This is a genomic window from Falsiroseomonas sp., from assembly GCF_041690465.1.
In the GTDB taxonomy this organism is placed as follows: Bacteria; Pseudomonadota; Alphaproteobacteria; order Acetobacterales; family Acetobacteraceae; genus Falsiroseomonas.
In genome coordinates this window covers 1-26,062 of sequence record NZ_JAWLHG010000020.1, presented here as the reverse complement: position 1 = coordinate 26,062, position 26,062 = coordinate 1, and the positions used below count along the sequence as shown (strand labels likewise).

Annotated in this window: 20 protein-coding genes, 1 tRNA gene and 1 pseudogene; 11 read left to right on the top strand and 11 right to left on the bottom strand. The window is 69.8% G+C overall.

The genetic code is table 11. The features are described 5' to 3' along the window. Positions 1-34: 34 nt before the first annotated feature. Together ACESM1_RS18320 and ACESM1_RS18315 are read right to left on the bottom strand one after the other, a co-directional pair. Positions 35-919: a VOC family protein gene (locus ACESM1_RS18320; RefSeq protein ID WP_372622508.1), complete on the bottom strand. Its 885-nt coding sequence runs from the start codon at positions 917-919 to the stop codon at positions 35-37. A gap of 10 nt (positions 920-929) precedes the next feature. Next, positions 930-1,589: a glutathione S-transferase family protein gene (locus ACESM1_RS18315; RefSeq protein ID WP_372622506.1), complete on the bottom strand. Its 660-nt coding sequence runs from the start codon at positions 1,587-1,589 to the stop codon at positions 930-932. Between the two features lie 140 nt (positions 1,590-1,729). On the opposite strand from ACESM1_RS18315, the gene ACESM1_RS18310 reads away from it, so the two are divergent. After that, positions 1,730-3,712 (top strand): polysaccharide biosynthesis protein, encoded by a 1,983-nt coding sequence (locus ACESM1_RS18310; RefSeq protein ID WP_372622504.1) that lies wholly within the window; start codon positions 1,730-1,732, stop codon positions 3,710-3,712. Between the two features lie 9 nt (positions 3,713-3,721). Here the strand turns inward: ACESM1_RS18310 and ACESM1_RS18305 are convergent, their stop codons facing one another. After that, complete coding sequence (locus ACESM1_RS18305) at positions 3,722-5,182, bottom strand: sensor histidine kinase (protein WP_372622502.1); 1,461 nt, start codon at positions 5,180-5,182, stop codon at positions 3,722-3,724. Positions 5,183-5,351: 169 nt separating this feature from the next. Here ACESM1_RS18305 and ACESM1_RS18300 point away from each other — a divergent pair, with 169 nt between their 5' ends. Continuing rightward, a complete protein-coding gene (locus tag ACESM1_RS18300; protein ID WP_372622500.1) occupies positions 5,352-6,512 on the top strand; it encodes a DegT/DnrJ/EryC1/StrS family aminotransferase in 1,161 nt (386 codons plus the stop codon). On the opposite strand, the gene ACESM1_RS18295 is transcribed toward ACESM1_RS18300, so the two are convergent. Further along, entirely contained in the window at positions 6,513-6,824 is a 312-nt protein-coding gene (locus tag ACESM1_RS18295; RefSeq protein WP_372622498.1) for a YggT family protein, read from the bottom strand. A 204-nt stretch (positions 6,825-7,028) separates the two neighbouring features. Between ACESM1_RS18295 and ACESM1_RS18290 the strand changes: the two genes are divergently transcribed. Then, positions 7,029-7,104 (top strand) — tRNA-Ala (locus ACESM1_RS18290). A gap of 1,322 nt (positions 7,105-8,426) precedes the next feature. Beyond that, positions 8,427-8,708, top strand: coding sequence for a hypothetical protein (locus tag ACESM1_RS18285; protein ID WP_372622496.1), 282 nt, complete (start codon positions 8,427-8,429; stop codon positions 8,706-8,708). Positions 8,709-8,816: 108 nt separating this feature from the next. On the opposite strand, the gene ACESM1_RS18280 is transcribed toward ACESM1_RS18285, so the two are convergent. After that, positions 8,817-9,437, bottom strand: coding sequence for a hypothetical protein (locus tag ACESM1_RS18280; RefSeq protein ID WP_372622495.1), 621 nt, complete (start codon positions 9,435-9,437; stop codon positions 8,817-8,819). Positions 9,438-9,601: 164 nt separating this feature from the next. Between ACESM1_RS18280 and ACESM1_RS18275 the strand changes: the two genes are divergently transcribed. Genes ACESM1_RS18275 through ACESM1_RS18265 form a run of 3 tightly spaced genes read left to right on the top strand, consistent with a single transcriptional unit; the run spans position 9,602 to position 15,467 of the window. Continuing rightward, on the top strand, positions 9,602-11,170 hold the full coding sequence (locus ACESM1_RS18275) for an N-6 DNA methylase (RefSeq protein WP_372622493.1): 1,569 nt from the start codon (positions 9,602-9,604) through the stop codon (positions 11,168-11,170). Then, positions 11,170-12,288, top strand: a complete 1,119-nt coding sequence (locus ACESM1_RS18270; RefSeq protein WP_372622491.1) for a restriction endonuclease subunit S — start codon at positions 11,170-11,172, stop codon at positions 12,286-12,288. Before ACESM1_RS18275 ends, ACESM1_RS18270 begins: the two co-directional genes overlap by 1 nt. After that, the gene (locus ACESM1_RS18265; RefSeq protein WP_372622490.1) at positions 12,288-15,467 is read left to right on the top strand and encodes a type I restriction endonuclease subunit R; all 3,180 of its coding nucleotides are present in this window, start codon (positions 12,288-12,290) and stop codon (positions 15,465-15,467) included. The genes ACESM1_RS18270 and ACESM1_RS18265 overlap by 1 nt, the downstream gene beginning before the upstream one ends. A 438-nt stretch (positions 15,468-15,905) precedes the next feature. Here ACESM1_RS18265 and ACESM1_RS18260 read toward each other — a convergent pair whose 3' ends face one another. From ACESM1_RS18260 to ACESM1_RS18240, 5 genes are all read right to left on the bottom strand, one after another. After that, positions 15,906-18,344, bottom strand: coding sequence for a DUF927 domain-containing protein (locus ACESM1_RS18260; protein WP_372622488.1), 2,439 nt, complete (start codon positions 18,342-18,344; stop codon positions 15,906-15,908). Beyond that, the gene (locus tag ACESM1_RS18255) at positions 18,334-18,726 is read right to left on the bottom strand and encodes a hypothetical protein (protein ID WP_372622486.1); all 393 of its coding nucleotides are present in this window, start codon (positions 18,724-18,726) and stop codon (positions 18,334-18,336) included. Before ACESM1_RS18255 ends, ACESM1_RS18260 begins: the two co-directional genes overlap by 11 nt. Continuing rightward, on the bottom strand, positions 18,727-18,957 hold the full coding sequence (locus ACESM1_RS18250) for a helix-turn-helix domain-containing protein (RefSeq protein WP_372622484.1): 231 nt from the start codon (positions 18,955-18,957) through the stop codon (positions 18,727-18,729). A 77-nt stretch (positions 18,958-19,034) separates the two neighbouring features. Further along, positions 19,035-19,673, bottom strand: coding sequence for a hypothetical protein (locus tag ACESM1_RS18245; protein ID WP_372622483.1), 639 nt, complete (start codon positions 19,671-19,673; stop codon positions 19,035-19,037). A gap of 213 nt (positions 19,674-19,886) precedes the next feature. Beyond that, positions 19,887-21,425 (bottom strand): tyrosine-type recombinase/integrase, encoded by a 1,539-nt coding sequence (locus ACESM1_RS18240; RefSeq protein WP_372622481.1) that lies wholly within the window; start codon positions 21,423-21,425, stop codon positions 19,887-19,889. Between the two features lie 279 nt (positions 21,426-21,704). Between ACESM1_RS18240 and ACESM1_RS18235 the strand changes: the two genes are divergently transcribed. From ACESM1_RS18235 to ACESM1_RS18225, 3 genes are all read left to right on the top strand, one after another. Next, positions 21,705-22,382: a DUF6538 domain-containing protein gene (locus ACESM1_RS18235; RefSeq protein WP_372622479.1), complete on the top strand. Its 678-nt coding sequence runs from the start codon at positions 21,705-21,707 to the stop codon at positions 22,380-22,382. After that, on the top strand, positions 22,370-23,512 hold the full coding sequence (locus tag ACESM1_RS18230; RefSeq protein ID WP_372622477.1) for a site-specific integrase: 1,143 nt from the start codon (positions 22,370-22,372) through the stop codon (positions 23,510-23,512). Before ACESM1_RS18235 ends, ACESM1_RS18230 begins: the two co-directional genes overlap by 13 nt. Positions 23,513-24,066: 554 nt before the next feature. Further along, entirely contained in the window at positions 24,067-24,333 is a 267-nt protein-coding gene (locus ACESM1_RS18225; protein ID WP_372622475.1) for a hypothetical protein, read from the top strand. Between the two features lie 214 nt (positions 24,334-24,547). Here the strand turns inward: ACESM1_RS18225 and ACESM1_RS18220 are convergent, their stop codons facing one another. Further along, the gene (locus tag ACESM1_RS18220) at positions 24,548-25,117 is read right to left on the bottom strand and encodes a pyruvoyl-dependent arginine decarboxylase (protein WP_372622473.1); all 570 of its coding nucleotides are present in this window, start codon (positions 25,115-25,117) and stop codon (positions 24,548-24,550) included. A 65-nt stretch (positions 25,118-25,182) separates the two neighbouring features. Here ACESM1_RS18220 and radC point away from each other — a divergent pair. Continuing rightward, positions 25,183-25,863 (top strand): annotated as a pseudogene (gene radC, locus ACESM1_RS18215) (RadC family protein). Positions 25,864-26,062: the final 199 nt, after the last annotated feature.

Sequence of the window (26,062 nt, the reverse complement as noted above, 5' to 3'; positions counted from 1 at the left end):
TCCGCCTCCGCCCTCCGGCGATCGGATGCGCTGCTCACGCGAAGACCACCGCCGCCCCGCCGGTGAATTCCGGCGGCACCATCACGCCGTCCGGCGTCTCGACCAGCTTCAGGTCGCGCAGCAGCGCGCGGGCGGCGGCGGCCTTGTCGCTGGTGCGGATCACCATCCCCGCCATGAAGGGCAGCGACGGCGCCGCAACACCGGGCAGCAGTCGCGGCAGCGCCTCGGGCGGCAGGATGCGGATGCGGGTTTCCATCGCGGGCGAATCCGGCCCCGCCGCGCCCGGCGCGCCGGGCAGGCGCAGGCGGAAGCCGGCGAGCGGGTCCGGCTCGGCGGGAAGCCCGGCGAGGCGGGCCAGGCGCGCCGTGGTCTCGGCCGGCGCGGCGGAGACCAGGATGGCCGTCTCCAGCGCCTCGGCGCCGTTGCGGTGGGCCATCCAGCGTGGATCCCAGACCAGTTCGGGGGTCAGGTGCTGGATCAGCTGCACGCGGCCCTCCGGCGCGTCGGGGAAGGGCAGGCGGGCGAAGCGCGCGATCGGCCCGCCGGGCTCCACCGGGCGCTGCAGCCAGGAGATCCCGGGGATGGCGAGGCCGCCACGCCGCAGCCGCGCCAGGTTCTCTTCCGTCTCGCCGATGCCCAGCGCGAGGATGTGCATGCCCTCGTAGCGCGCGACGAAGCGGTCCACGCCATTGGCGAACAGCGAAGGGTCCAGGATGCCGAGCATCTCGACATAGCCGTGGCGGAGGAAGGCGCAGCGGTTGCCGGTGCCGAAGGGCTCCACCGGACCATCCGGCGTGCGCCGGCCGGATTGCTGCGCGATGGGCGAGAGGGCGAAGCCCAGCCTCTCCCACGATGCCCAGACCGGCGCCGGGTCGCGCACGCAGATGCCGACATGGTCGAGGGCGAGGGCGGTGCTCATGGTTCGCTGCTCACCCGGCCGGGCTCTCGTATTTTTCCAGCAGCCATTCGGCCGGCTCGCGCGCCGCCTCGTCGTACCAGCGCGCCACCAGCGCATGTTCCCGCACCGCGGCGCAGTAGCGGCGGCTGGTCTCGGACAACTCCGGCTGCCAGGTGAGGAAGCGGGTGACCACCGGCGCATACATCGCATCCGCCAGGGTGAAGTCCCGGCCGAACAGGAAGGGGCCGCCATGCGCCGCCAGCGCCTCGCCCCACAGCGCCTCGATCCGCGCGATGTCGGAGAGGCTCTCCGGCGCGCGGCCCCGGCCTGGGAAGGTGCGGCCGAGATTCATCGGCATGGCGATGCGCAGCGCCCGGAAGCCGGCATGCATCTCGGCGGCGATGCTGCGGGCATGGGCGCGCGCGACGCGGTCCGCCGGCCAGAGCCCGGGAACGCATTCGGCGCAGTATTCGGCGATGGCGAGGCTTTCCCACATCCGCGCGCCGCGGTGCTCCAGATAGGGCACCAGCCCGTTGGGCGAGATCTCCTTGATCGCCTGCGTGCCGCCGCCGCCGGCCAGCGGCACCAGCACCTCCTCGACGTCGAGGCCGGCCATGTGGACCATCAGCCAGCCGCGCAGGCTCCAGGAGGAGTAGCGCTTCGTCCCGATCACCAGCCGACCCTCGGCCATCGCCTTCTCTCCCGCTGCGGCGGGCGGCTTATGCCACGCGGCCCGGGCGTCGTCATGCCACGCTCCCTTGGCCGGCCGCTTCCTGCCGGGGGCGGCGTCGGCTTCCGGCCGCGGGCGGCAAGGTCTATGGGGTGGCGGCGATGGCTGCGACCGCCCGGGATCGGATCCTGCTCAATCTGGGCCTCGATGCGGGGCTGGCCGTGCTGGCCGTGCCCGGCGCGGTGTGGCTCGCCGCGCCCGGCGCCTGGCCGCCCGGCCCGTGGTGGCTGCTCGGCCTGCCCGCGGGTGCGGCGGCGCTGCTGCTGGCGGGCTGGCCGCTCGGCCTGCCGCGGCAGTACTGGCGCTTCGCCGCGCTGCCCGACCTGCTGGCGAGTTCGGCCGCCGCGGTCGCGGCGGCGGCGCTGTTCTGGGCCCTGCTGCACGCGGTGGGCGCCTGGCGCCCGCCCAACCTGGCCTTCCCGGCGATCCATGCCCTGCTGCTGGCCGCCGCCCTGGCCGCGCCCCGCATCGCCGCCCGGCTTCGCCATGCCGGCCGCGGCGGCCCGCTTTCCGGCACGCCGGCGCAGAGCGTGCTGGTGGTCGGCGCCGGCGACGGCACCGACCTGTTCCTGCGCGCACTGAGCCAGGAACGCGGCATCGCCTACCGCGTCAGCGGCATCCTCTCGATGCGGGAGCGGCAGATGGGCCGGCGCATCCTGGGCGTGCCAGTGCTCGGGACGGTGGAGGATGCCTCTGCCGTGCTCGACCTGCTGCGGGACGAGGGGCGGCTGCCGGCGCTGGTGGCGCTCGCCACCACCCAGTTGCAGGGCGCGGCGTTGCAGCGCCTGCTGGATGCCTGCGACCGCCACGGCGTGCCGGTGAAGCGCCTGCCCAGCCTGACGGCGCTGCGCCCCGCCGCGCGCCGCGCCGGCGAGCGGGCGGAGGCCGAGCCCCGCGTCGCGCTGCGCCCGATCGAGATCGAGGAGCTGCTGGACCGCCCGCAGGTGCCGCTGGACCGCGAGGGCATGGCCCGCCTGGTGCAGGGCCGCCGCGTGCTGGTGACCGGCGCCGGCGGCACCATCGGCGGCGAGCTGGCCCGCCAGGTGGCCGCCCTCGGCCCGGCCAGCCTGACGCTGCTCGATCACGGCGAATACGTGCTCTACGAGATCGACCTCGAGCTGCGCGAACGCCACCCGGGCGTGCCGCGCCGCGCCGTGCTGGCCGATGTGCGGGACGAGGAGCGCATCCGCCGCCTCTGTGCCGAGCTGCGGCCCGAGCTGGTCTTCCACGCGGCCGCGCTGAAGCATGTGCCGATGGTGGAGAACGACCCGCTCGAGGGCCTGCTGACCAATGCGCTCGGCACCCGCGTGGTGGCGGATGCAGCGCGCGAGGCCGGCTGTTCGCTGATGGTGTTCATCTCCACCGACAAGGCGGTGAATCCGACCAGCGTGATGGGTGCCTCCAAGCGCGTGGCGGAGATGTACTGCCAGGCACGGGACCGGGAAGCCCGCATGTCATCGGCTTCAGGCTCCGCCGCGGGGGGCGGCATGCGCCTGGTCACCGTGCGCTTCGGCAATGTGCTGGGCTCGACCGGCTCCGTGGTGCCGCTGTTCCGCCGCCAGCTGGAGCGCGGCGGGCCGCTGACCGTCACGCATCCCGACATGCGCCGCTACTTCATGACGGTGCGCGAGGCGGTCGGCCTGGTGCTGCAGGCCAGCGTGGTTGGCGCGAGGGGAATCGCATGGTTTGCCGGCTCCACCGGCGGAGCCGACGAACCGCCCGAGCTGCGCGAGGGCGGCATCTTCGTGCTCGACATGGGCGAGGCGGTGAAGATCGTGGACCTCGCCCGCCGCATGATCCGCCTCGCCGGGCTGCGGCCGGAGGAGGATGTGGAGATCCGCTTCACCGGCCTGCGCCCTGGCGAGAAGCTCTACGAGGAGCTGTTCCACGGCCAGGAGCCGCCGCACCCCACGCGCTTCCCCGGCCTGCTGGTCGCCGTGCCGCGCACCACGGATGCCGCCGAGATGGCGCGCGCGATCGACCGCATCGCCGCGCTCTGCATCGAGGGCGACCGGCATGCGGCGCTGGCCGAGCTCTCTCGCCTGGTGCCGGAATTCGCGCCGCCGGGGAACGGCGCGGCCTGACCCCCGGCCTCAGCTCGCGGCCGGTTCCGGCTGCGCCTCGGTGTCCTCCGCCGGCGCAGGGCTGCGCGCCATGCGCAGCCGCACCGTGGCGCCCTGGCCCGGCGTGCTCTCCGTCTCGACCGCCGCGCCGATGCGCGCGCTCAGCGTGCGGACCAGGTCGCCGCCGAGGCTGCCGGGGCGGTCGCCGGGGGCCGGCATGCCGATGCCGTCGTCACGCACCTCCACCTCCAGCACCTCGGCCATCGGGCCGGCCACGCGCACCTGCACGACCCCGGCCTGTCCGGGGGGATAGGCGTGGCACAGCGCATTGGTCAGCAACTCGCTGACCACCAGGCCGAGCGGGATGGCGCGATCCACCTCCAGATGCGTATCGCCGGTCCATGAGCAGCTGACCGTGACATCCGGGTTGAGCCGGTCGGCGAGCCGGCAGAGCTTCGCCACCATCGCGCCCGCATCGGCGTTCCGCAGGTCCGGGCTGCGCTGCAGGGCGCCATGCGCCTCCGCCACCGCGTTGACGCGGGAAACCGCTTCGTCGAGCGCGAGTGCCGCGGCCGGCTCCGCCAGCCGGCCGCGCTGCAGGCGCAGCACCCCGGCCACGAGCTGCAGCGAGTTCTTGATGCGGTGGTCCGCCTCCCGCTGCAGCAGCTCGCGATGCGCGACGGCTTCGCGCAGCGCCCGCTCGGTCGCCTTCAGCGCGGTGATGTTAAGGCTGGCGGACACCGCGCCGAGGATGTTGCCGCGCGCATCGCGCACCGGCCGCGCATTCGACAGCAGCGCAATGGCCTCGCCATCGGCGAAGACCATCTCGTATTCCTCGTTGTGGCTCTCCTCGCCGCGCATGGCGCGCTGCAGGGGCATCTCGTCCGGCGGCACCCGGCGGCCATTGCGGCGCAGTTCGACATTCGCGAGCCCCGCGCCCCCGGATGCCGGGGCAAGCGGTGTGCCGGTGCCGATGGGCGCGCGCATCAGCTCCGCCGCGAAGCGGTTGCGCGTCACCTCCCGCACGTCCGGCGCGCGGGCGAACCAGATCGCGACCGGCGCGAGATCCATCAGCGCCTGCAGCTCCGCCAGCCTCGCGCCGAGCGTCTGCTCGGCCGTCGCGGCCCGGCGCAGGGCCGCGCGCAGCAGGGTGGCCGTGGCCACGATGGTGGCGGAGCTGACGATGAACAGCACCTCGTTGACGATGCTCGTCGGCGTCAGCCCGAACGATCCCGAAGGTGGCAGCAGCCAGAACCAGGAAAACAGCGCGCCGGCGATGGTGGCTACCGCGCCCGCCAGGGCCCCGCCGAGGATCGCTGCCAGCAGGGTGGAGACGAAGAAGGTGGCGAAGGGCACGGTGCCCGGCGCGAACGGCTCCATCGCGGTCCGTATCGCGGCGGCGGCGGCGGTCAGCGCCAGCGCCACCAGCACCGCCCGCCAGCCCCGGCCGGACTGCGCGGATGTCACACGCGCCAGAAGCGAGATGTACAAGGCGTCTCCTGGACCTCCGGGGGTAGATACAAGCAGGCCGCCACGACCGCGCAATCACGTTTGGTTGGCACCCCGGCGCGGATCCGCAACGCCCGGAAACCCGCGGTGATTTGGACGGCGCCGCGCGCCGGGTCTATGGACCGGCCAACCCCATCGCCCACGGATCGCCATGACCGCCTCGCGCCCCATCGCCCTCTTCGACATGAAGGCCCAGCAGGCGCTGATCCGCCCCGAGCTCGACCGGCGGCTGGCGGCGGTGCTGGACAGCGGCGCCTTCATCAACGGGCCGGAAGTGCGGGAGCTGGAGGCGAAGCTGGCCGAATTCGCCGGCTGCGCCCATGCGGTCGGCGTCTCCTCCGGCACGGATGCGCTGCAGATCGCGATGATGGCGGAGGGGATCGGCCGCGGCGATGCGGTGTTCCTGCCCGCCTTCACCTACACCGCTACGGCCGAGGTGCCGCTGGTGCTCGGCGCCACGCCGGTCTTCGTGGATGTGGACCCCGTGACCTTCAACCTGGACCTGGCCGACCTGGAGCGCCGCATCGCGCTGGTGGCGAAGGACGGCCGGCTGCGGCCGCGCGCGGTGATCGGCGTGGACCTGTTCGGCCTGCCGGCGGACTGGCCGGCGATCGAGGCGATCTGCGCGAAGCACGACATGTTCGCGCTCGACGACGCGGCGCAGGCCTTCGGCGCCGCGCTGCACGGCAAGCGGCTCGGCCGCTGGGGCCATGCCGCGGCGCTGAGCTTCTACCCGACCAAGACGCTGGGCTGCTACGGCGATGGCGGCGCGCTGCTGACCGATTCAGCCGAGCGCGCGGAGCTCTACCGCCAGCTGCGCACGCATGGCGAGGGCAAGAGCCGCTACGAGGTGCTGCGCACCGGCATGAACGGCCGGCTCGACACCATGCAGGCGGCGGTGCTGCTGGCGAAGCTGCCGCTGTTCGAGGGTGAGCTGGCCGCGCGCGCGAAGGTTGCGGCGCTCTATGCCGAGGCCCTGGCGGGCCTGCCCTTGCAGCTGCCGGTGACGACGCCGGGCGCCGAGCACGCCTGGGGCCTCTATTCCGTGCTGCTGCCCGACACGGCGGCGCGGGAGCGCGTGCAGGAGGTGTGCAAGGCCGCCGGCGTGCCGACCGCGATCTACTACCCGAAGCCGCTGCACCACCAGCCGGCCTATGCGCCGGCGCATGCCGCCTCGGTCGCCCCCGGCGGTCCGCCGGCGCTGCCAGTTTCGGAGATGCTGTGCGGGCGCATCATGTCGCTGCCGATGCACCCGTATCTGACGGCCGAGGACGTGGCCCGCGTCGTCGCCGCCATGCGCCGGGCGTTCTGATCAGAAGTAGATCCCGGCGCGCAACAGGTAGCCGCGGATCGCCGCGACCGCGATCGAGATGGCGGTGATCAGCAGCAGCAGCACCAGCGGCGAGAGATCCACGCCGCCGAGGTTGGGCAGGCGATTGCGGATCGGGCGCAGCGCCGGCTCGGTGATGCGGTAGAGGAAGTCGGCGATCGTCCAGACGATGCGGTTGCGGCCGTCGAGCACGTTGAAGGCCATGAGGGTCTGCACGATCGCCGCGAGCAGGACGGCCCACCAGTACAGGTCGAGCCCCGCCTGCACGAGGAAGAACACGGCATCGAGCAGCATCGGCGGTTCCCTGGCCTCTCCCCCGGCTGGTGCGCCTGGCCGGCTTTCGGGCCGGGCCGGAAGCGCCTCGGTTGCCGGCGGGGTGATTTCCGAGCCCGGAACCTAGTGGCGGCGGCAGCGCCGAACAAGGCGCCGTCCCGGTGCCTTGACTTGCCCTCGCGGCCCGACGATAACCCGCGCCCTCAACCGTCCGCTGGGACGTGCGGGGCTGTAGCTCAGTTGGGAGAGCGCGTCGTTCGCAATGACGAGGTCAGGGGTTCGATTCCCCTCAGCTCCACCACCGTCCACCGCCGAACATACTGATAATGCTGCTTTTCTTTCGCAGCCGGCCGCCGCCGCCCCAACATCGGCCCCAACAGGCGTGTGCAGCGGCCTCGCGGCTTCCGCTCGCATAGCAGCAGTTCATCGAGCGCGACGGCGCGGCTGACGCCGACGCGCGCGCCAATCAGAGCAGCAATTCCAACCTGGCAGCGGCGGCCGTGGTTCATGCGGTTTGGGATCTGCGTTGCGGGACGATTGCCAGCAGGCACCCGTCGGAGTTCAGCTCGTCTGGCGGCATGCTGCCGGCCAGCTCCCGCATCGCGATGCGCGCCTTTCTTTAGCCGCCGCCGAAGGCGCCCGCGACACAGCACTTCGCGGGGGCCGCCGGCACCGGCGTGCCGTCGCCCGCGACCGCCAGTATCACGTCCTGAGCCCTCTCCATCAGCTCGCCATCCCGCCTCAGCAGGCGCCCCATGCGCCTGGCCGGGGGCGATCGATGCTCCTGCAGCTGCCGCTCCCACTCTCCGACAGCCCAAGCCTGCCCCCCGTTGTCGCCGGTGCCGGCGCCGCTGAACGCCGCGTCGGTTGGGTACCGCGGCCGCTCGGCGGCCACCGCCACACAAAGGCTCAGCTCCGGCACGCACTTGACGCGGAGTGCAGAGGCCGGGGTCATGACTGCGGCACGTGTGGCCGCCCCTCCCGGCTCTCGAGGTGGACGCAGCCAGCGAGCGCAGCGATGTCACCCCCATCGGCGCCCCCCCCGGCCCGCGTTTCGAGGGGGTAGGGGCTAAAACGATGTAGGCGCCCGGAAATTCTATGCGTATCCCATTGGCCGCCGCTTCCAGCGACCAGGGCGGCCACCCGCGTTCTGCGAGCCGCTCAAGCATATGCTTCGAGGTGGGCGGCCAGGATCAAAGGTGCCCACGTTCGCCTGGTGTTCCAGGTATGCTGCGGCTATATACACCGGTGGCGTCAGCATATCGGGGCGCGGGACAACCGAAGGGTTCACCCGACTCCCTCTCCGGATGTATGTTGGCGCCAGAGGAGGGGAGCCGGGCGCTACCAACGCCCGACCCCCCCGTTCGTGCCGGACCCGCGTCCCGGCGCGAGCTTGCTGTTGTCTCTGATCAGCCGCGTGAGAAGTTTGACCATCTCACGCCGGTCCTTGCAAGCCTCGAACGACGCGCTCAACGACCCGCCGGACAAGAGGTCCGGCAGGAACGATGGAGTTCGCGTGTGAAGTTTGAAGGTGGAACCCCACCCGGCCCCGGCGCCGGCGACGTCAGCCCAGTCACCATCGCGCGCCGCCCGAAGAGCGGGCTCACGCGGCAGCAGGGGGACTTGATCCGCCGCCGGCTGCGCAGCGATGCACCGCCGAGCTACGAGACGCTCGCGGCAGAACTCGGGGTGCCCGAGCGTGCCGTGGAGCTGGAGGCGATGCCGCTGCGCATGCGCCGCGAGAACCCGCCGCGCGGCACGATCAACGCCACCCCCGAGTGCGCCAGCTTTGCGAAGATGCTGGCCGAGGCGAACGGCGTGCCGGTGTGGGCGGTGACTGACATCGTCTACAGCCAGTGGGCCGAATACAAGGCCAAGGAAGCCGCCGGGCTCCGCATGCGGTAGGTGACAGCGGGGACGCTCACACGAGCGTCCCCGCGAGTTCGCGGCCGGCGGGCTAGGCGTCACCCAAAGACGCAATGCGCGCCGGTCGGCGGGAGCCCCAACCGAGTGTTAGCCCGCGGTGCCCTCGACGTTCCCATCCGCTCCCAGTTTGGGCGCGCCAGTTGGCGCGCCCACCGTGGTGCGGCGGTAGGCAACAGGTGATTTCCGCTTTTCGACGAAGCCAGCGCGGACGATCGGCCGAGGGCTACGGTCCTCTTCCGACCGCTCGGCCTTCCAGATCCAAATCCAGCTCTCCTCCTCGCCGTCCTCAGTCTGCTCCGTGGTGATCCTCTGGCCCAGCTCGCAGAGCCAAACATATCGCGGCCTAGGAGTGTACTTGGGCTCGCCGTCCAAGTGACCAGCGAGGGCGAGCGCAACCTTCTCAGCCTGCTCGAACGTTGGGAAGTACGCCTCCTGGTAGCCGCTTTTTTGCTCAGCATCGTCGGCAGTTTCGACGGCGAAGCGGCATTCGTCGCATCCCTCCTCGTCTGCCAAGAAACCTCCCTCGGCCAGCTTCCCGAAGCTGTTCCGTATGGTCGGCCGGCCGCCGCGGAGGATCGCTATCCGCGGTCCCAGAGGGCTGGCGGGCAGCACACTGTCGAGGAGGTCGAGGAGCGCCGCCCGCTGCTCATCGGATAGGGCGGCGATCCGCTTCGCAAGCCTCTCCTGGACCGACGACCCGCTCGGCATCAGACACTCCCCCCGCATCCGTTTCACTCGAGAGCCTAACTGGGAGCTGCGATGGTTGGTAGGCTAGCTCTACGTCTGAATACAAATCTCGATGCCGAAACAGGGTCTCTGGTGCTGTCCGGTGGGAGCGTGGCAGACTGCGCGGAGGCGTAGAGGGGGGTTAGGTGTCAGTAGACCTGCAGGACCTGTCACGGCGGCTGTTCGCCGCGGCAGATCAGCTCTGGACGAACAGCGCCCTCCGCCCTGATCAGTATGCCCAGCCGGTCCTTGCCCTGATCGCGCTGCGCCAGATGGAGGCGAAGTTCGAGGCGGTCCACGCCGAGCTGGCGCCGAAGCTCACCGGCCGCCTCAAGCCGACGCCCGACCTCTACCAGGCCCGCGGCGCTGTCTTCCTACCGGAGAACGCCCGCTTCTCCCGCCTCCTCTCGCTGCCTGGCACGGCCGATCTCGGCGCCGAGCTGAACGCCGCCATGAAGGGCATCGCGGATGCGAACCCGGAGCTGGCCGGCGCCATGCCGCAGGGCTACGGCGGCCTGCCCAACGACACGCTGCGGGAGTTGCTGCGCGTGCTGGCGCCCCTGAAGATCGAGGGCGACGCCTATGGCCTGATCTTCGAATACTTCATGGGCCAGTTCGCGGCCTCGACCATGCAGAAGGGGGGCGAGTATTTCACGCCCGCCTCCATCGTGAAGCTCATCGTGGAGGTCATCGAGCCCTACCACGGCGCCATCTTCGATCCCGCCTGCGGCTCGGGCGGGATGTTCGTCCACTCGGCGGAGTTCGTGCGGCGCCACCACAAAGCGCCGGAGCGGGAGATCAGCGTCTTCGGCGTCGAGAAGATGACAGACACGCTCCGCCTCTGCCGGCTGAACCTCGCGGTCCATGGCCTCTCGGGCGACATCCGCGAAGCCAACACCTACTACGACGACCCGCACAAGCTGGTCGGGCGCTTCGACTACGTCATGGCGAACCCGCCCTTCAACCAGCCGGAGGTGGACCGGAAGAGGCTGGTGAATGAAACCACCAACGAGGTGGACGCGCGCTTCCCCTTCGGCCTGCCCACCGTCAACAACGCCAACTATCTCTGGATCGGGCTGTTCTACGCGGCGCTGAACCCCACCGGCCGGGCGGGCTTTGTCATGGCCAACAGCGCCAGCGACGCGGGCGGCAGCGAGCGGGAGCTGCGGCGGAAGCTGATCGAGACCGGCGCCGTGGACTGCATCGTCGCGGTCGGGCCGAACATGTTCTTCACGGTCACCTTGCCGGTGACCCTCTGGTTCCTCGACAAGGGGAAGGCGAAGGGGCCGCGCGGCGGCCAGGTGCTGTTCGTGGACGCCCGGCACCTGTACCGGCAGGTGACCCGGGCGCATCGCGTCTTCGACCCTGGCCAGATCGAGTTCCTGGCCAACATCGTCCGCCTCTGGCGCGGCGAGGCAGTGGAGACCGAGGCCGGCAGTGCGGCGCGGATGGCCGAGGCATTCCCAGAGGGGCGGTATCGCGACGTGCCGGGCCTCTGCCGCGTGGCGACGAGGAAGGAGATCGCCGCGCAGGATTGGAGCCTGAACCCGGGCCGCTATGTCGGTGCGGCGCCGGGGCAGAAGCAGGAGGATGAGGAGTTCCGCACGAAGCTGGAGGCGCTGCAGGAGGAGCTGGAGGAGCTGAACGCCGAAGCGGCGCAACTCCAGGCGCGGATCGCACAGAACATGGCGGAGCTGCTGGAGGCCCAATCCTGATGCCCGAGAGCTGGCGGTCCGTGAGGCTCGGCGACGTTGCAGAGGTCCGATGGGGCGACACATCGACCACAAAAGCCTCCTACATTCCCACGGGATTTCTTGCCTACAGTGCCACCGGTCCTGATGGCTTCTTGGATCACTTTGACCACCAAGGACCGGGCATCGTGCTCAGCGCAATCGGAGCCCAGTGTGGGAAGTCCTGGTTCGCTGATGGCCAGTGGTCCTGCATCAAGAACACGATCTACGTGAAGGGGCTCCCAGAGCACGCAGACACACGGTTCCTCTTCTATGTCACGTCAGCCCCAGACTTCTGGCCGAAGCGCGGCGCTGCCCAACCGTTCATCTCGCAAGGTGATGCACGAGCGAAGGAACTCTTGCTTCCGTCGCTGCCAACGCAGCGCCGCATCGCCTCCATCCTCGGCGCCTACGACGACCTGATCGCAGTGAACCGGCGCCGGATCGCGCTGCTGGAGGGGATGGCGCGGCGGCTGTTCGACGAGTGGTTCGTCCAGTTCCGGTTTCCTGGGCACGGGCACCAGGGGGCAGCGGAAGCAGCAGCCGAACTGCCGCCCGGTTGGCGAAAGGCACCGCTTGAGGAGATGCTGGTTCTGCAGCGAGGGTTCGATCTGCCGGCCGCAACGAGGACGGCGGGACCTTACCCCGTCATCGCTGCAACTGGACCAGTTGGCACGCACTTTGAGGCAAAGGTGAAGGGGCCAGGGGTGACCACTGGCAGGTCGGGCACTCTCGGCTCGGTCCTACTCGTGTTCGATGACTTCTGGCCCCTCAACACCGCCCTTTATGTGCGCGAGTTCCGACGTGCCTCGCCTGCGTATGCGCTGTTTTTGCTTCGACATCTTGACCTGAAGGCGCACGGGGGCGGCGCCGCTGTGCCGACACTGAACCGCAACCATATCCACGGGCTGCCGGTGCCGTGTCCCCCGACCGAACTTGTGGCGAAGTTCGAGGAGCAGGCGATGGTTTGGCTTCGTCTGGCCCGCGTCTTGGAGCGGCAACAGGCTGTTCTCGCCGCCTCCCGAGGCTTACTGCTTCCTCGCCTGATCTCCGGTCATCTGGACGTCGCCGCGGCCGAGCGCGAGTTGGAGGCCGCCGCCTGATGGCGCCTGCCAGCACGCCTCCCTCCCTCTCCGGCGCCATCGCCAGCGAGAAGGCGGTGGTGGAGGTGCCGGCTGTCGAGCTGCTGCAGTCCCTCGGCTGGCAGCACGGCGACCTGATGCAGGAGGAGCCGGGGGCGAAGAACCCAACCGGCCGCCTCTCCTTCCGCGAGGTGATCCTGCCCGCCCGCCTCCGCGCTGCGTTGCGTCGGGTGAACCCCGCGTTGCCGGACGAGGCACTGCAGCAGGCCGAGGCGAAGCTGACGGAGGACCGCTCCGCCATGCTGCCCGTCGCGGCTAACCGCGAGGTCCACCGCCTGCTGCGGGACGGCGCGCCGGTGGAGCTGCGCCAGCCGGACGGCTCCCTGAAGCCCGACCGGGTGCGGCTGGTGGACTGGACCGAACCGGCCGCGAACGACTTCTTCCTCGCGTCACAGACCTGGATCGCCAGCGGCCTCTACAAGCGCCGGCCCGACGCCATCGGCTTCGTCAACGGCATCCCGCTGCTGCTGTGCGAGTGGAAGGCGCCGACGCAGCCCGTCCAGGAAGCCTACGACGCCAACCTGACCGACTACCGCGACACCATCCCGCGCCTCTTCGACCCCAACGGCTTCACCGTCCTCTCCAACGGCCTGGAGGCGCTGATGGGGCCGTCGCACGCCCCCTTCGACGTCTTCGCCCCCTGGAAGCGGCTGGAGGAGGAGGGGCCGGAGAGCGTCGGGCTGGAGACGCTGCTGCGGGCCACCTGCGAGCCGGCGCGCTTCCTCGACCTGATCGAGAACTTCCTGATCTTCGAGGACGCCCGCGGCGGGCTGCGGAAGGTCACCGGGAAGTACCACCAGGTGCTCGGCGTCAACCGCGCCATCGAGGCGGTCCAGAAGCTGGAGGAGAACCGCGGGCGCCTCGGCGTCTTCTGGCACACCCAGGGCAGCGGCAAGAGCCTCTCGATGGTCATGTTTGCCGAGAAGGTGCTGCGGCGCCTCGGCGGCAACTGGACCTTCGTGGTGGTCACCGACCGGCAGGAACTGGACGACCAGATCGCCGGCACCTTCGCCGCCACCGGGGCACTGACCAAGAACATCAAGGACGCCCAGGCGCAGAGCCGGGCGCATCTGCGGGAGCTGCTGGCGGGGCAGGAGCGATACGTCTTCACCCTGATCCACAAGTTCTCAACCGAGCGCGGCGAGCTGATGCCGGTCCTCTCGGAGCGGCGGGACATCATCGTCATCACGGACGAGGCCCACCGCAGCCAGTACGACCAGCTCGCCGCCAACATGCGCCAGGCGCTGCCCAACGCAGCCTTCATCGGCTTCACCGGCACGCCGCTGATTGCCAGGCAGGAGCAGCGGACGCGGGAGGTCTTCGGCGACTACGTCTCGATCTACAACTTCGCGCAGTCGGTCGCGGACGGCGCCACCGTGCCGCTCTACTACGAGGCCAGGAAGCCAGAGCTGCAGCTCTCCGATGCGGAGGCGCTGCGGGACGAGCTGGACGAGCTGCTGGACGCGGCGATGCTGGACGAGGAGCAGGAGAAGAAGCTCCAGCGGGAGTTCGCCCGGCAATATCATCTCATCACTCGCGACGACCGTCTGGACCAGGTCGCCGCCGACCTGGTGCGCCACTTCGCCGCCCGCGGCTACCTCGGCAAGGGGATGTTCGTGGCCATCGACAAGGCCACCGCTGTCCGCATGTTCGACAAGGTTCAGGTGCAGTGGACTGCACTTCTGGCGGAGGAGGAGAAGCGGCTGGCCGAAGCGCCCGCCGAGATGCGCGAGGCACTCGCCGAGCGGGTCGGCTGGATGCGGGACGTCGAGTTCGCGGTGGTGGTCAGCCAGAGCCAGAACGAGATCGCCGAGCTGAAGGCCAAGGGCCTGGACATCCTGCCGCACCGGAAGCGGATGCAGGAGGAGGACCTGGAGGCCCGCTTCAAGAACCCGAACGACAAGCTACGGCTGGTCTTCGTCTGCGCCATGTGGATCACCGGCTTCGACGTGCCGACCTGCAGCACAGTCTATCTCGACAAGCCGATGAAGAACCACACGCTGATGCAGACCATCGCCCGCGCGAACCGCCGGGCGCCGGGCAAGGCGGCGGGCGTGGTGGTGGACTATGTCGGCGTCTTCCAGAACCTGCAGAAGGCGCTGGCGATCTACGCCGCGACCCGGGGCGGCGACACGCCGATCCAGAACAAGGACGGGCTGGTCGAGGAGCTGGAGGAGGCGCTGGCGGAGGCGCGGGCCTTCTGCACGGGCGCTGGCGTGGACCTGGACGCTATCGCCGCCGCGGAGAAGCTCGCCCGGCTGAAGCTGATCGGTGATGCGGTGGAGGCGCTGATCACCCCCGACGACCGGCGCCGGCAGTTCCTCCGAAAGGCCGGCGCCGCCGCCCGCGCCTACAAGGCGCTGCTGCCCGATGAGCGAGCCGCGCCCTACCTCAAGCCGGTGGCGGTCCTGCATGTCATCGCCGAGGCCATCCGCGGCAAGCTCGGGCCGGTGGACATCTCCGCCGTCTCCGCGCAGATCGAGGCGCTGCTGGACCAGCGGGTCGAGGGCGTCGCGATAACTGCGCCGATCATCCCAGGGGACGACCGCGGCGGTCGGGTGGACCTGGCGGAGATCGACTTCGAGAAGCTGGCGAAGCTGTTCCAGTCGAAGCCGAAGACCGCGAACGAGAAGCTGCGGTCGGCCGCGGAGAAAAAGGCGCGCGAGCTGGCCAGCAGCAATCCCACGCGCGTCCACCTGGTGGAGAAGCTGGAGAAGCTGGTCGAAGCCTATAACCTCGGTGCCGTGGACGTGGAGGCGTTCTTTGAGGCGCTGAAGGCGCTGATCGCGCAGATGGAGGAGGAGGAGCGCCGAGCGGCGCGCGAAGGTCTGACGGAGGAGGAGCTGGCGATATTCGACCTCCTCACCCGGCCGGAGCCGAAGCTGACCAAGGCGCAGGAAGCGGAGGTCAAGAAGGTGGCGCGGGAGCTGCTGGAAAGGCTGCAGGAGCTGCGCGTCAGCTTCTGGCGCCAGAACGTCCAGACCCGGGCTGCCGTGGCGTCGGAGATCAAGATCAAGCTGAACGAGCTGCCCGAGGAGCCGTATCCCCAGACCCTATGGGAGGAGAAGGTCGAGACGGTGTGGCAGTTCGTCTACGGCCACATGTCGGCCCCGCCGGGAGCAGGCGCGACCGCCCACTGACGCTCGCCACGGCGAGCGACACTGGCCCGCTGCATGCCCACTAATACGACGAACGGTGGCGGCTCTATCCTGGCCCAAGCGACCACGGAACGGGGGCTCGCTGGCCGTCGCAAAACGACGGGAAAGTGTGCCTCGACCACCGCCTGAGTATGACTTGAAGGCAGCATTTCCGCGGTGTTCCGCCGCATCCTGTCGATCGCTCGCAGGCGGTGGCGCCTCCCGGCATGTAGCCCGTATGTTCGCCCGAGATCATTAGTTCCGAGGCCGGTTGCGGTCTGCGCTTACGCAGACGAGGACGGCGGCCGGGAACAGCGGGAACGTCGGGAACAACTGCGGACGGGTGCGGCTTTCGGTGCGTTCCCGGCCATGCAGATGCGGCATCACCGGGAACGTGCCGCCGGCGCGGAGCGCGCGCCGGCGGAAGTCTTGGGGGAGGCCCTACTCCTCGTCCCCGCCCGTCAGGATCGTCTCGCGCACCACATACACGCGGACGTTCTTGGGCAGACCCACCTTCTCGTTCCGCTGCAGGCGTCCGTCGGCCTCGCCGGATCGGACCAGGTAGCCGCCCTTGTCGATCGCCTTCGCCGCCGCGGTGGGGTCCATACCCGGCACCACCTCAGTCTTCCAGATCTCCGGGAGGAAGAGGTAGCACCACTCGCCGCCGATGCGCTTGCGCCAGCCGGCGCGGATGCCGGTGATCTGCGAGGCTTCTGCGCCCTCGTAGAAGATCTCGGAGAAGCGGCTGGTACCGTAGAGCCCGATGAATTTTTTCACCGCCTCGATCGCCGCCGCGTCCTCGGCCGCGCCCTTTCCACCGGGGCGCGCAGCAAGCCACGCTGCGAAGCAGGTCGCCGCCGCGCGCAGCGCCTCGCCCGGGGGCCAGGCGAGGATGGCGCGGTCAGTCGCGAGTTCGCCTGCGGCAGCGACGAGCGCGAACCGCCCCGCTGCGCGGCGCACCTGCCCGTTCGCGCCCTCCGGACAGTGGGTGGAGACGAAGCCCTCGATCTGCTGGCGTGCGGCCTGGGCGATGCCGTCCGGGTCCGCAGCCAGCATCTCCAGCCAGGCCCGGCCAGCGGTGCCGTAGAAGCGCGCTGCGCCGGCCTTCACGGCATCAGCGAGCGCGCCGGCGGCGCCGAACCCGTGGAGATGCTCGAAGAGCCCGAGCGGGCCGGCCTCGGCGGGGATGTCGAGGATGCGCACCTCCTGGCCGGCGCGCACCCGCTTCGCTCCGCCCCGCGCCTCGGCGAGCCGGTCCGCAATCCCCTCCTCGCCGGTGCTCAGGAACAGGACGCGCCACGTCGCCGACCGGCGTGCGCGCCCGTCGCGCCCGGCGCGGGCCTTGCCGGAGCCGTTCGCGAGCATGTAGGCGGCACTCGCCACCGTCTCGGCGCCGGCCTCGCCCATCTCGTCGAGGCAGAGCAGCATGTCGGTGTGCATGCTCGCGGTCCCCTCAAGGGCGTTGTCGGTGGCGCGCCAGCTGCGGGACCACCCACGCACCCCGCCTCCGCCCCAGACACTGCCGGCCGCATGGAGGGCCGTGCTCTTCCCGATCGAGGACGCCCCGCGCAGGTGGAAGCCGCCGCCTTCGGCATCCAGGAGCGCGAGCAGCGGCGCCGCGAAGGCGGAGGCGATGACGAAGGCCAACCGCGAGTTGCCGACCGCCAGCGCCGCGACGGCACCCTGCCACTCTGCGAGCGTGCCGACCCGCACCAGCGGCAGGTCGAAATCCTGCTGCTCCGACGCGAGCATCACGCGGCCGGCAGAGGCCGGACCAATCGCGCCGGTCGGCAGCACGAACACCCGTCCGCCCGGCATCTCGTGCCACCCAGTCCGCGGCACCACGCGGACGCGCGCCGTCGGGTTCGCCCCCAGGAGGTACTCGGCCAGCAGGTCACGGGCGCCGCGGCGCGGCGCAATGTACAGGCCGCCCTCCATGAGCCGGGCGCGCACGCTCGCGCCGTCACTGGCCAGAGCTGCGCGCGGCATCGGCCACTCGTGGCACTGGCCGTCGGCGTCTTCCCATTCCAGCAGCACCCCCCAGGCGCTGCCGGCGCCGTCGTTCGTGGCTGCGACGACCCGGAGCGGGCCGCAGACACGCACGGGCGCCGCGCTGTCTTCCCCCGGCTTCACGTAGAACACGCCATCCTGGGTGACGCAGAACCCCAACGGGACGCCAATGGTGATCTCGGCTTCGCGTTCGGCGGAGGCCATCATCGCGCGGATCGTGTGTGCGCTGACGTCCGCCGGCTTGGCGCGGTCGGGATCTTCGAGGTCTGCGATGTCCCACCCCTCGGGCCAGTCTTCTGGGATCTGCACGACCGCAGCGCAGGAAGCGCCGGCGCCAATCGCGCGCGCCTGCATCTCCTGCATGGCCTTGCGGCCGGGCGCATCGGCGTCCGGCAGGAACGTCAGCTTGCGCCCGCGCAGCGGCGCCACGTCCACCATTCCGACAGCATTGCAGCCGCCGGGCCAGGTGATGACGACGTAGTCGGGGAAGAGCGCCGCGCCAGCATCGGCCGCCTTCTCGCCCTCCACCACCAGCACCGCAGCGTCGGGGCGAGCGGCGAGGCGGTCCAAACCGTAGAGCGGCCGCGGCGGCGGCGGCGCCATCCAGCGCCAGCCGCTCTGGGTGCAGCAGTACGGCAGGATCTGCTTTTTGTCGTTGTGTGGGTCGAAGCGGCAGGCCGCGAACAGCAGCGCGCCCGCCGCATTGCGGTACAGCCAGACCGCGCTCGGCGCGCCGTACCTCGGGTGCTCGATCCGCAAGGGGAGCGGGCGCGGCGCCGGCAGGATCGCCATAGGCATGCTGTCGGCGCCGGTGTTGTTCTCGGAAATGTCGAGGGTGGCGCCGATCGGCGCGAACGGGTCAGCCTCCATGGGGCGCCTCCAGGCCGAGCATGCGCGCGATCCGGTCCGCGGCCTCGCGCTGGGACAGACGGTGGATCGCCGCCGCGAGGCTGACGACGTCGCCGCCCTTCTCGCCGGTTGCGAAGTCGGCCCACTGCCCCGTCTTGACGTTCACCCGGCAGGAGCGGCCCGGCTCACCACTCAGGTTGCCGCAGGTCCACTCGCGGCCTTCAAGCCGGCCGCCGGAAAGCCAGCGGCGGCACAGATCGGCGAGATGCGGGAGCGCAGCGCGTGCGATAGCGCCGATATCCACCATCGGACGCTGAGTTGTGGTATAGGAGCGGCGGTTGCGCGTCGCAGCAGCACCGCCGCCCCCGTGACGCCGTTGCCGCGGCGCGCGGGGGTTCTCCATCTAACCCTCCTCCCCGACCTGCAGCATGCGCCGGAGCGAGGCGCCGCAGACGAGCGTGCGGCCGCCATTGCGGCGCATCTGCAGCTCGCCGGTGCTGGCGCGCCGGCGCAGCGTCGAGGGGCTCAGGCCGGACATGCGCGCGGCGTCGGGGATCGTGTAGGTGATGGCATTCGGCGGCGGCGGTGGCCGGTCTTCGGGCTTCCGCTTTCCGTGGTGGGGGATCTGGCTCATCGAGCACCTCCATGCGTTGGGGTGCGTCGTTGTCCCAGGGGCCTCCGGGTCGCGGCTGCCCGCCAACACGGACAAATTCAACCAGAGTTCCGATGACGTGCGCCCCGTGGGCGGATTGGCGGCTCCGGATCCTCCTCGATCTGGGCGAGGACGCTGCTGATCAGGTGGAGGCGGCCCGTCTCCTTGCGGCCGGCGGCGGAAGCGACGGCGTTGACCATCACCTGAAAGCCACCGTTCTCGTCCGCGTCCGGTGTGCCTCCAGCCTCCCGATACACGTCGGCCATGCCGGCGATAGCGTGGCGCATCGGGAGGTCCACGCGGCGGCCGCCGGCGTCGAAGCCGTAGATCGGCTTGTCCGGGTCGTTGTCCATGTGGTCGAGCGCCTTCGCGATCCTCGCGGCGGCCTGGGCGGGGTCGGCCGGCGTGCATATGTCAGCCATCTCGATCGTGGGGTCCACGATCTGCAGATCGCTCAGCGCGTCGTCGCTGATCGTGAGCGGCTTGGCAGGCAGGCGCCCGCGACGAGCGGCGACGACCAGGCGCTCGCGATGCCGCGCGATTTCGCGGCGGCGCTCGCGACGCGGCGGGATCGCCTCTGCATCAGCCTCGGCCAACTCGGTGGCGATGTGCTGGACCCGCCCCGTCCATTCCGTCACGCGGATCGGCATGCCTGCCTTTCGGGCAGTCTGCAGGAGAATTTCCAGAGCCGCCTGCACGCCCTCCTGCATCCGAGTGGCGGCAGATCTCGACGGTGCTGTCATGCGCAGGACCCAGCGGTCGGACGGTGGCAGATACCCCGGGCCGGGAACACCGGGAACGCTCCGCCGGGCAGCTCCTCACGCGCAGTAGGCGCCCTGTTCGGCTTACACAGCGACACCGTATTGAAGTGGTTCTGCATGACCCGCATCGCTCATAGGGAGGGCGGCGATCTACGCCGTCTCGGCAGTCTCTGGGATCGGCATCGTTGTTGAGTTCTGTCCGGTCGGCGTGGCCCCGGCCTGATCGTCTGAGAGCGCAGGCCGTTCCCGGTGTTCCCGGCCCGCTGCACGACGGGAACGTGCAGAGCCTCGGACATCCGCGGATGTTCCCGGCGTTCCCGGTGTTCCCGGAATAATCCGAAGCTCGCCGGCACGATCTCGCAGAAGCGGCGGAGATCCGTTCGTGGCGCGCTTCACCCGCTGCCGGTCGAGCTGGATAACGAGGGCGCCTGCCGAGCAGCAGAACTCCCCCCATGCCTGCATCAGCCCTCGGCGGCGCTCCAGGAGGTCGCTGCGCGCGTAGGCCGCTTCGCTCTCGTCCCTGATGAGGTGGGCGAGCGCCCGCTCATACGCTTCCCGGCCCTCATGGCGTGTGTCGCTGCACCAGTCGCGGAAGGTGCTGCGGAAGCCGTGCGGGACGACCACGCGGGCCGTCGCATCCCGCCACCGCGGCAGCTCGTGTTCACTCAGGCCGTCGGTCGCCATGCCCCTCACGAGCATCGTCAGCGCCATGTCCGATAGCGCGCCTCCCCGCGAGTTCGGGAAGACGAGCCGGTCGCGCTGCACCTTCTCCGGCCTGACCGCGCGGAGCACCGCGAGCGCGGCGTCGGAGAGCGGCACCCGATGCATTTCGCCGGCCTTCATGCGCTCGGCGGGGACAGTCCAGACACGCTCCTCAAGGTCCACCTCGCCCCAGGTCATCCCGCGCACCTCGCCCGTTCGGGCCGCTGTCAGGATCGCGAACGTGAGCGCCGTGGCCGCCCTCCCATGCCGCTCGCGCAGCGCCACCATGAAGGTGGGGACCTGGTTCCAAGGCAGGGCGGGCTGGCGCTGCACCCGCGCGATCTTCGACGGGTTCGGCAGCAGCTCCGCCAAGTTGCCGCGCCAGCGAGCCGGGTTCTCGCCGACGCGCCAGTTCAGCGCGCGGGCGTGGTCGAGGATCGTCTCAATGCGCCCGCGCAGGCGACTAGCCGTTTCCGGGATCTTTGCCCAAATGGGCCGCAGCACGCGCAGGACGTCCTCTACGCTCACCTCAGCGACGGGCAGGTCGCCGAGGATCGGCAGGGCGTGCTTCTCGACCGTCGCCCGCCATTGCCAGCGGTGCTTCTCGTTCTTCCAAGCGCCCTCGCGTGCGCCGATTGCGGACGCCATCGCGGCGCGGAACGTGCGGTCGCGGCTCGCCGCCTCGGCGGCCTGCTGCGCGGCCCGCTGCCGCTCTCGGATCGGATCGCGCCCCGACTTGATGTGTTGGCGGGCGATCTCCGCGGCGTCGCGCGCCTCCGCCAGTGACACGTCGGGATAGCCGCCGAGGCTCATGTCGCGCTGGCGCCCATGCAGCCGGTACCGGAGCACCCACCCCGCTCGGCTGTCGGGCCGGACGTGCAGATGCAGGCCGTTGCCGTCGGTGTGCCGGCCAGGCTTCGGCTCCGGTTTGCGCCGCCCAATCCCGGTCAGCCCCTTCACCTCTTCCACGGTGAGCTTGCCTGCCATGTTCCAGATCCCTCCGCCGTCGGCCCTCGCCGGCCATCCTGTTGGGTCTGGCCCCAACATCGTTCCCAACATGGCCACTGAGTTCCGGTAGTGCAAGGTGCGCAGCAGTGACTTAGGCGTTCTCGAAGCCTCTGTTAGAAAAGGGCGATTTTCCGGTCCATTCGACCAAAGGTGGTCCGACCTGATCCGAAAGTTCGGTGGACCTCAGCTCCACCACCAGCGTGTGAAATCAAGGAGTTAGGGTAAGCCGAGTGGCGCCTGTAACACAGGATGCACCACATGGGCCAAACTGCCCCCTCCTACCTGATCACCAGGAACCGCTACCATTCCATCCGCTTCCGCGTCCCCGTGGGCCTCATCCCGAGGCTGGGGCGCCAGGAGATCGTGCGTGCGCTCGGCACCGCTGACGGGCGGGCTGCGCGGGTTATTGCTGCGCGGATCGTGGTGCGTCTCGACCGGCTGTGGAAGCTGATGCGAGATCGGCTCACCCTCACCAGCGCAGCGCTGAAGAAGCTCGCCGATGACTGGCTGCGGCAGGAAGTCGATCGCGAATGGGCGATTTTCCAGAGCGGCGATTTTTCGCGGGCTGCGTTGCCAGAGGATTTCACCCCGGAGCAGGCGCAGCGGGCCAATGCCGAGCTATTCGCCCAGGATGCTTGGTTGACCGAGCTGGCGCTGCTGGAGACGCATCCGACGGCGCGTCCGCATGTCATGGATGACTTGGCGGGGATAGTGCTTGCCGAGGCGGGACAGGGCGAGCGACGCGGCTCGCGCGAGCGGGCGACGCTCAGCCTGATGCTCCTGGAGCGTCGCATCGACCTCCAGAGGTCGAAGGTCGCCTGGGCCGAGGGAGATCCGGCCGCGCTTCCGCCCAGCTCATGGATGGAGAAGATGGTCAGGGTGTCGTCCGCGCGGCCCCTCAGCCCGACGAGAGCAGGAACCCAGTGGCGAGGCTGACTACCACATCCAGGACCCTAGGCGAGGCGGTCAAGATCTTCATCGGTCACATGCGGCAGCACGGCGCGACGGAGAAGCACGTCAAGGACGCGATGGTGGATTTCCGGCTGTTGCAGGGGGCGTTCGGAACCGAGCGACCGGTGCGCACCATCGGGGGGGCCGAGGCAGGCAAGCTGTGGGAGGTGCTGCGAGCACTGCCGGCGCGTTCTCCCGGGGCGCCCGAACTCCCCGGGGCGGACGTATTCGAGAAGGCGAAGCTTGCCCGCGAGCAAGGCCTGGAACCGATGCACTGGCGGACGGCCAATTCCTACTTGGCACGCTGGCGCAAGCTGTTCGATCAGGAGGTCGCAGCCGGGCAGGCCGCGGCGAACCCATTCGTCGGCAAGAGCATGGCCGCCGTCGGGAAAGCCAAGCAGCAGCGCACCTTCGCCGATGAGGAGCTGGCGACGATCTTCGGCAACGCGCTCTTCCAGGGTGCTCACAGCGAGCACCACCGCTACGCGCCCGGCAGCTATCTGGTGAATGACTGGATGTTCTGGGCGCCGCTGGTCGCGCTTCTGTCGGGTGCCCGTATCGGTGAGATTGCTCAGCTGCGGCCGGCGGACGCTCGGCAGGTGCATGGCCATCTGGTGATCGACATCAATGCCGAAGCCGGGAAGACCCTGAAGAACGAAGGGACGGCGCGCCGGCTTCCGGTCCACTCCCACCTGATCGACCTTGGATTCCTGCAGCTGGCCGATGCGCGTCGGAAGGCTGGCGACGTTTCGTTGTTGCCCGGCATGCCGAAGCCGGTGCACGGCGACCCCGGGGCGCAGCCGAGCAAGTGGATGAGTGAACGCTTCCTGCCGCGCATCGGCGTGAAGGACAGGAAGGGGCTGGGCTTTCACTCGTTCCGGCACACCCTCAAGACGCTCTTTCGCAACGCAGGCGTGCCCGACAGCGTCTCGAACAGCATCTGCGGACATGATGAGCGCTCTGCCGGCGTTGCCCAAGGATATGGCCAGGTGCAGCTGGAGGCGATGTCGAGGGCACTTCAGCGGATCACGCTGCCGGATGCGGTTCTCCGCATTCCCGCGCGACATGCAATCGACGCGCTGGACGGCGCCCGTCCTGGTCCCGCCGGCAGCTGATCGCGCTGCGGTTCATGCCTGCGTGCAGGAGTGGCGATTAGCGCCGCCACCTGAGGCGTGCTTGTCCTGGGCGTCAGCCATCCCGACGCGACCTATGTCGGGGCACCGCACGGCTCGACGGTGGTCCGCTCGGGCGATACGCTGCTGCTTTATGGGCGTTCGCCGCGCCTCGCGGAACTCGGCAGCCGCCGCGCCGGCACTGAGGGGAACTGCGGCGGCAGGAGGCCGCCGCGGAGGAGCGGCGGGAAAAGCGGGAGGGGACAAGTTAGCCTCTGGTGCGCTGCTTCCTCGGCGGGCCTAGCGGGTGTTCACGTAGCCGCCTGCCGGACACGCTCCAGGTCCAACTCGCCCTTGGCACCCCATCCCTTGACCCCCTCCGGCACCTCGGGCCGGAAGCGCTCGAAGAGCCGAAACCCGCCCGGTTCAGTTCATCGGGTGGCAGGCTGGCGGCCAGAGCTGTAGCCGGCTCCCGAGCCTCGGCTCGATCTAGGATTGCCGTTTCGGTCTCCACCTAACCATCCTCTCTCCTGCAATCAGGAGGGAACCGATTCGCGATGCTGCACATGCTGATTTCGGTGGCCCGGGCCATCATGGGGCTGGGCACGATCGTTACCATCCTTGCTTTCGCCTTGCTGGGCGCAGGGGCAGCCGACGGCTTCGGGATACCGATGCTGGTCGGTGTGGGGCTCGGAGCCTTGGTCGGGCTGGTAATCGCGAGCGTGACTTTCGGTATCGCCGCGGCGATCTTCGACATTCAGGAGCGCACCGCGCGTTTGGTCGAACTCGCCGAGAGCAATGCCTCGGGACAGATTAGGCGCTGACGCCGAGCCAAGTTGCCGGGATGTGGCTTGCAACCTACCAGGATGCCACGGCATCGAAAGTTGGACCGAAGCGGCAGCTCGGGGGACCTCGCTGCACGCGATAGCGCGCTTCACTGCAACGGCGGTGACTCACCGCCTTGCGCTCCCCACCTTCGACCAGCCGGCAGCATCCATCGACACGTCGGTCCTGATCGGCGAGGGCACTGGCCTTGCGTTATTGAACGGGAGCTTGCGCGTCAAAGCGGAACACGGCAGCAGCCACGGCGCACGTCCAAAGCCCGCCCGCATCGCCCGCCGCCGCAGCGGTCAGGGACATGCTGTCCACGATCAAGTCGCTCATCGCGTAGGTCTGGCGGCGCTCATTCCACGCAGCGTCCGGATCGAACTCGATGCCAAGGGTCGAAGCCAGCATGCTGGCAGCCAGATCCTCCGCCTGCTCGCCACTCGCCGCCTCCGTCAGCCCATACCCGTGCAGCTCGGAGATATAGCCATACATGGCGGGGTCTGTCGGCCGCGCGAGGCCGATGCTCGCGTGCACCAGCCGTCCGGGCTCGTTCGTCTCGGCCCGTGCCACGACGCAGAAGGTGATTTCTCCTGGCCGCAGCGTCTCGACCCCTTGCTCGCGCTGCACGAGCACGCAGCGCGGCGGCCAGATGGACGACACCGAGACAAGGTTCTGCTGCTCGATATCGGCGTCCCGGAGCGCCAGCTCGAAGGCGGTGAGCTGGTAGCGGTGGACGCCTACCCCTCGCGTCAGAAATGCGCTTGTCGGGACCGGGAACATGCTGACCCTCCGGCTGTGGCCGGCCCGCCCATTGAGCGGCCGGCGCTGCTGTTCCTGCTGTAAGGCTGCCTTACGCCGGTCCGCAATTCAAAGACGCGGGCAGACCAGCTTTGACCACCCGCCTCCGTGCATCGCCTGCCCTGGCCGACTACGAGTTGCTCGAAATGCTGCTGTTCCTCGCCGTGCCGAAGGGCGACACCAAGCCGCTGGCGAAGGCGCTGATCAATCGCCATGGCAGCTTCGCCAACGTGCTGGCGGCGCCGCAGCGCAAACTGATGACCACCCGAGGTCTAGGCGAGCACTCGGTGGCCGCCCTCAAGCTGGTCCAGGCGGCAGCCCTCCGGATGCAGCGGGCGGAGCTGATGGACGCGCCGATCCTGAACAACTGGGAGCGGCTTATGGCCTATCTTGCATCGGCCATGGGAAGGGAGAAGGTGGAGTAGTTCCGGGTGCTGTTCCTCGACCCGAAGAACCGGCTGATCGCCGATGAGGTGCAAGGGCGGGGGACAGTGAACCACATCGCGGTCTATGCTCGGGAGGTGGTGAAGCGGGCCTTGGAGCTGCACGCCACGGCGTTGATCCTGGTGCACAACCACCCGAGCGGCGACCCGACGCCGTCGCAGGCGGACCGCGTGATGACGGCCGATATTGCGGATGCGGCGAAGCTCTTCGGCATCGTGCTCCATGACCACGTCATTGTGGGGAATGGGGCGATGTTCAGCTTCCGGCGGAGCGGGGCGATTTGAGCAAGGTGCCTTCTGCCGTGGAGGAGTCGCCGACATTCAGCTGCGATAGCTAAGACTTGATCGGACAGTCTGTGTTGGTTCCCGAAGGATGGAGCCGGTGGGCGGGGCGCGGTCCTTGCCCTCGCGCTCGGACCGCGGCCCGCCCACCGGCGGGACGGAGAACCTGGAGATGACACAGGAACAGAAGATCATTCGCGCC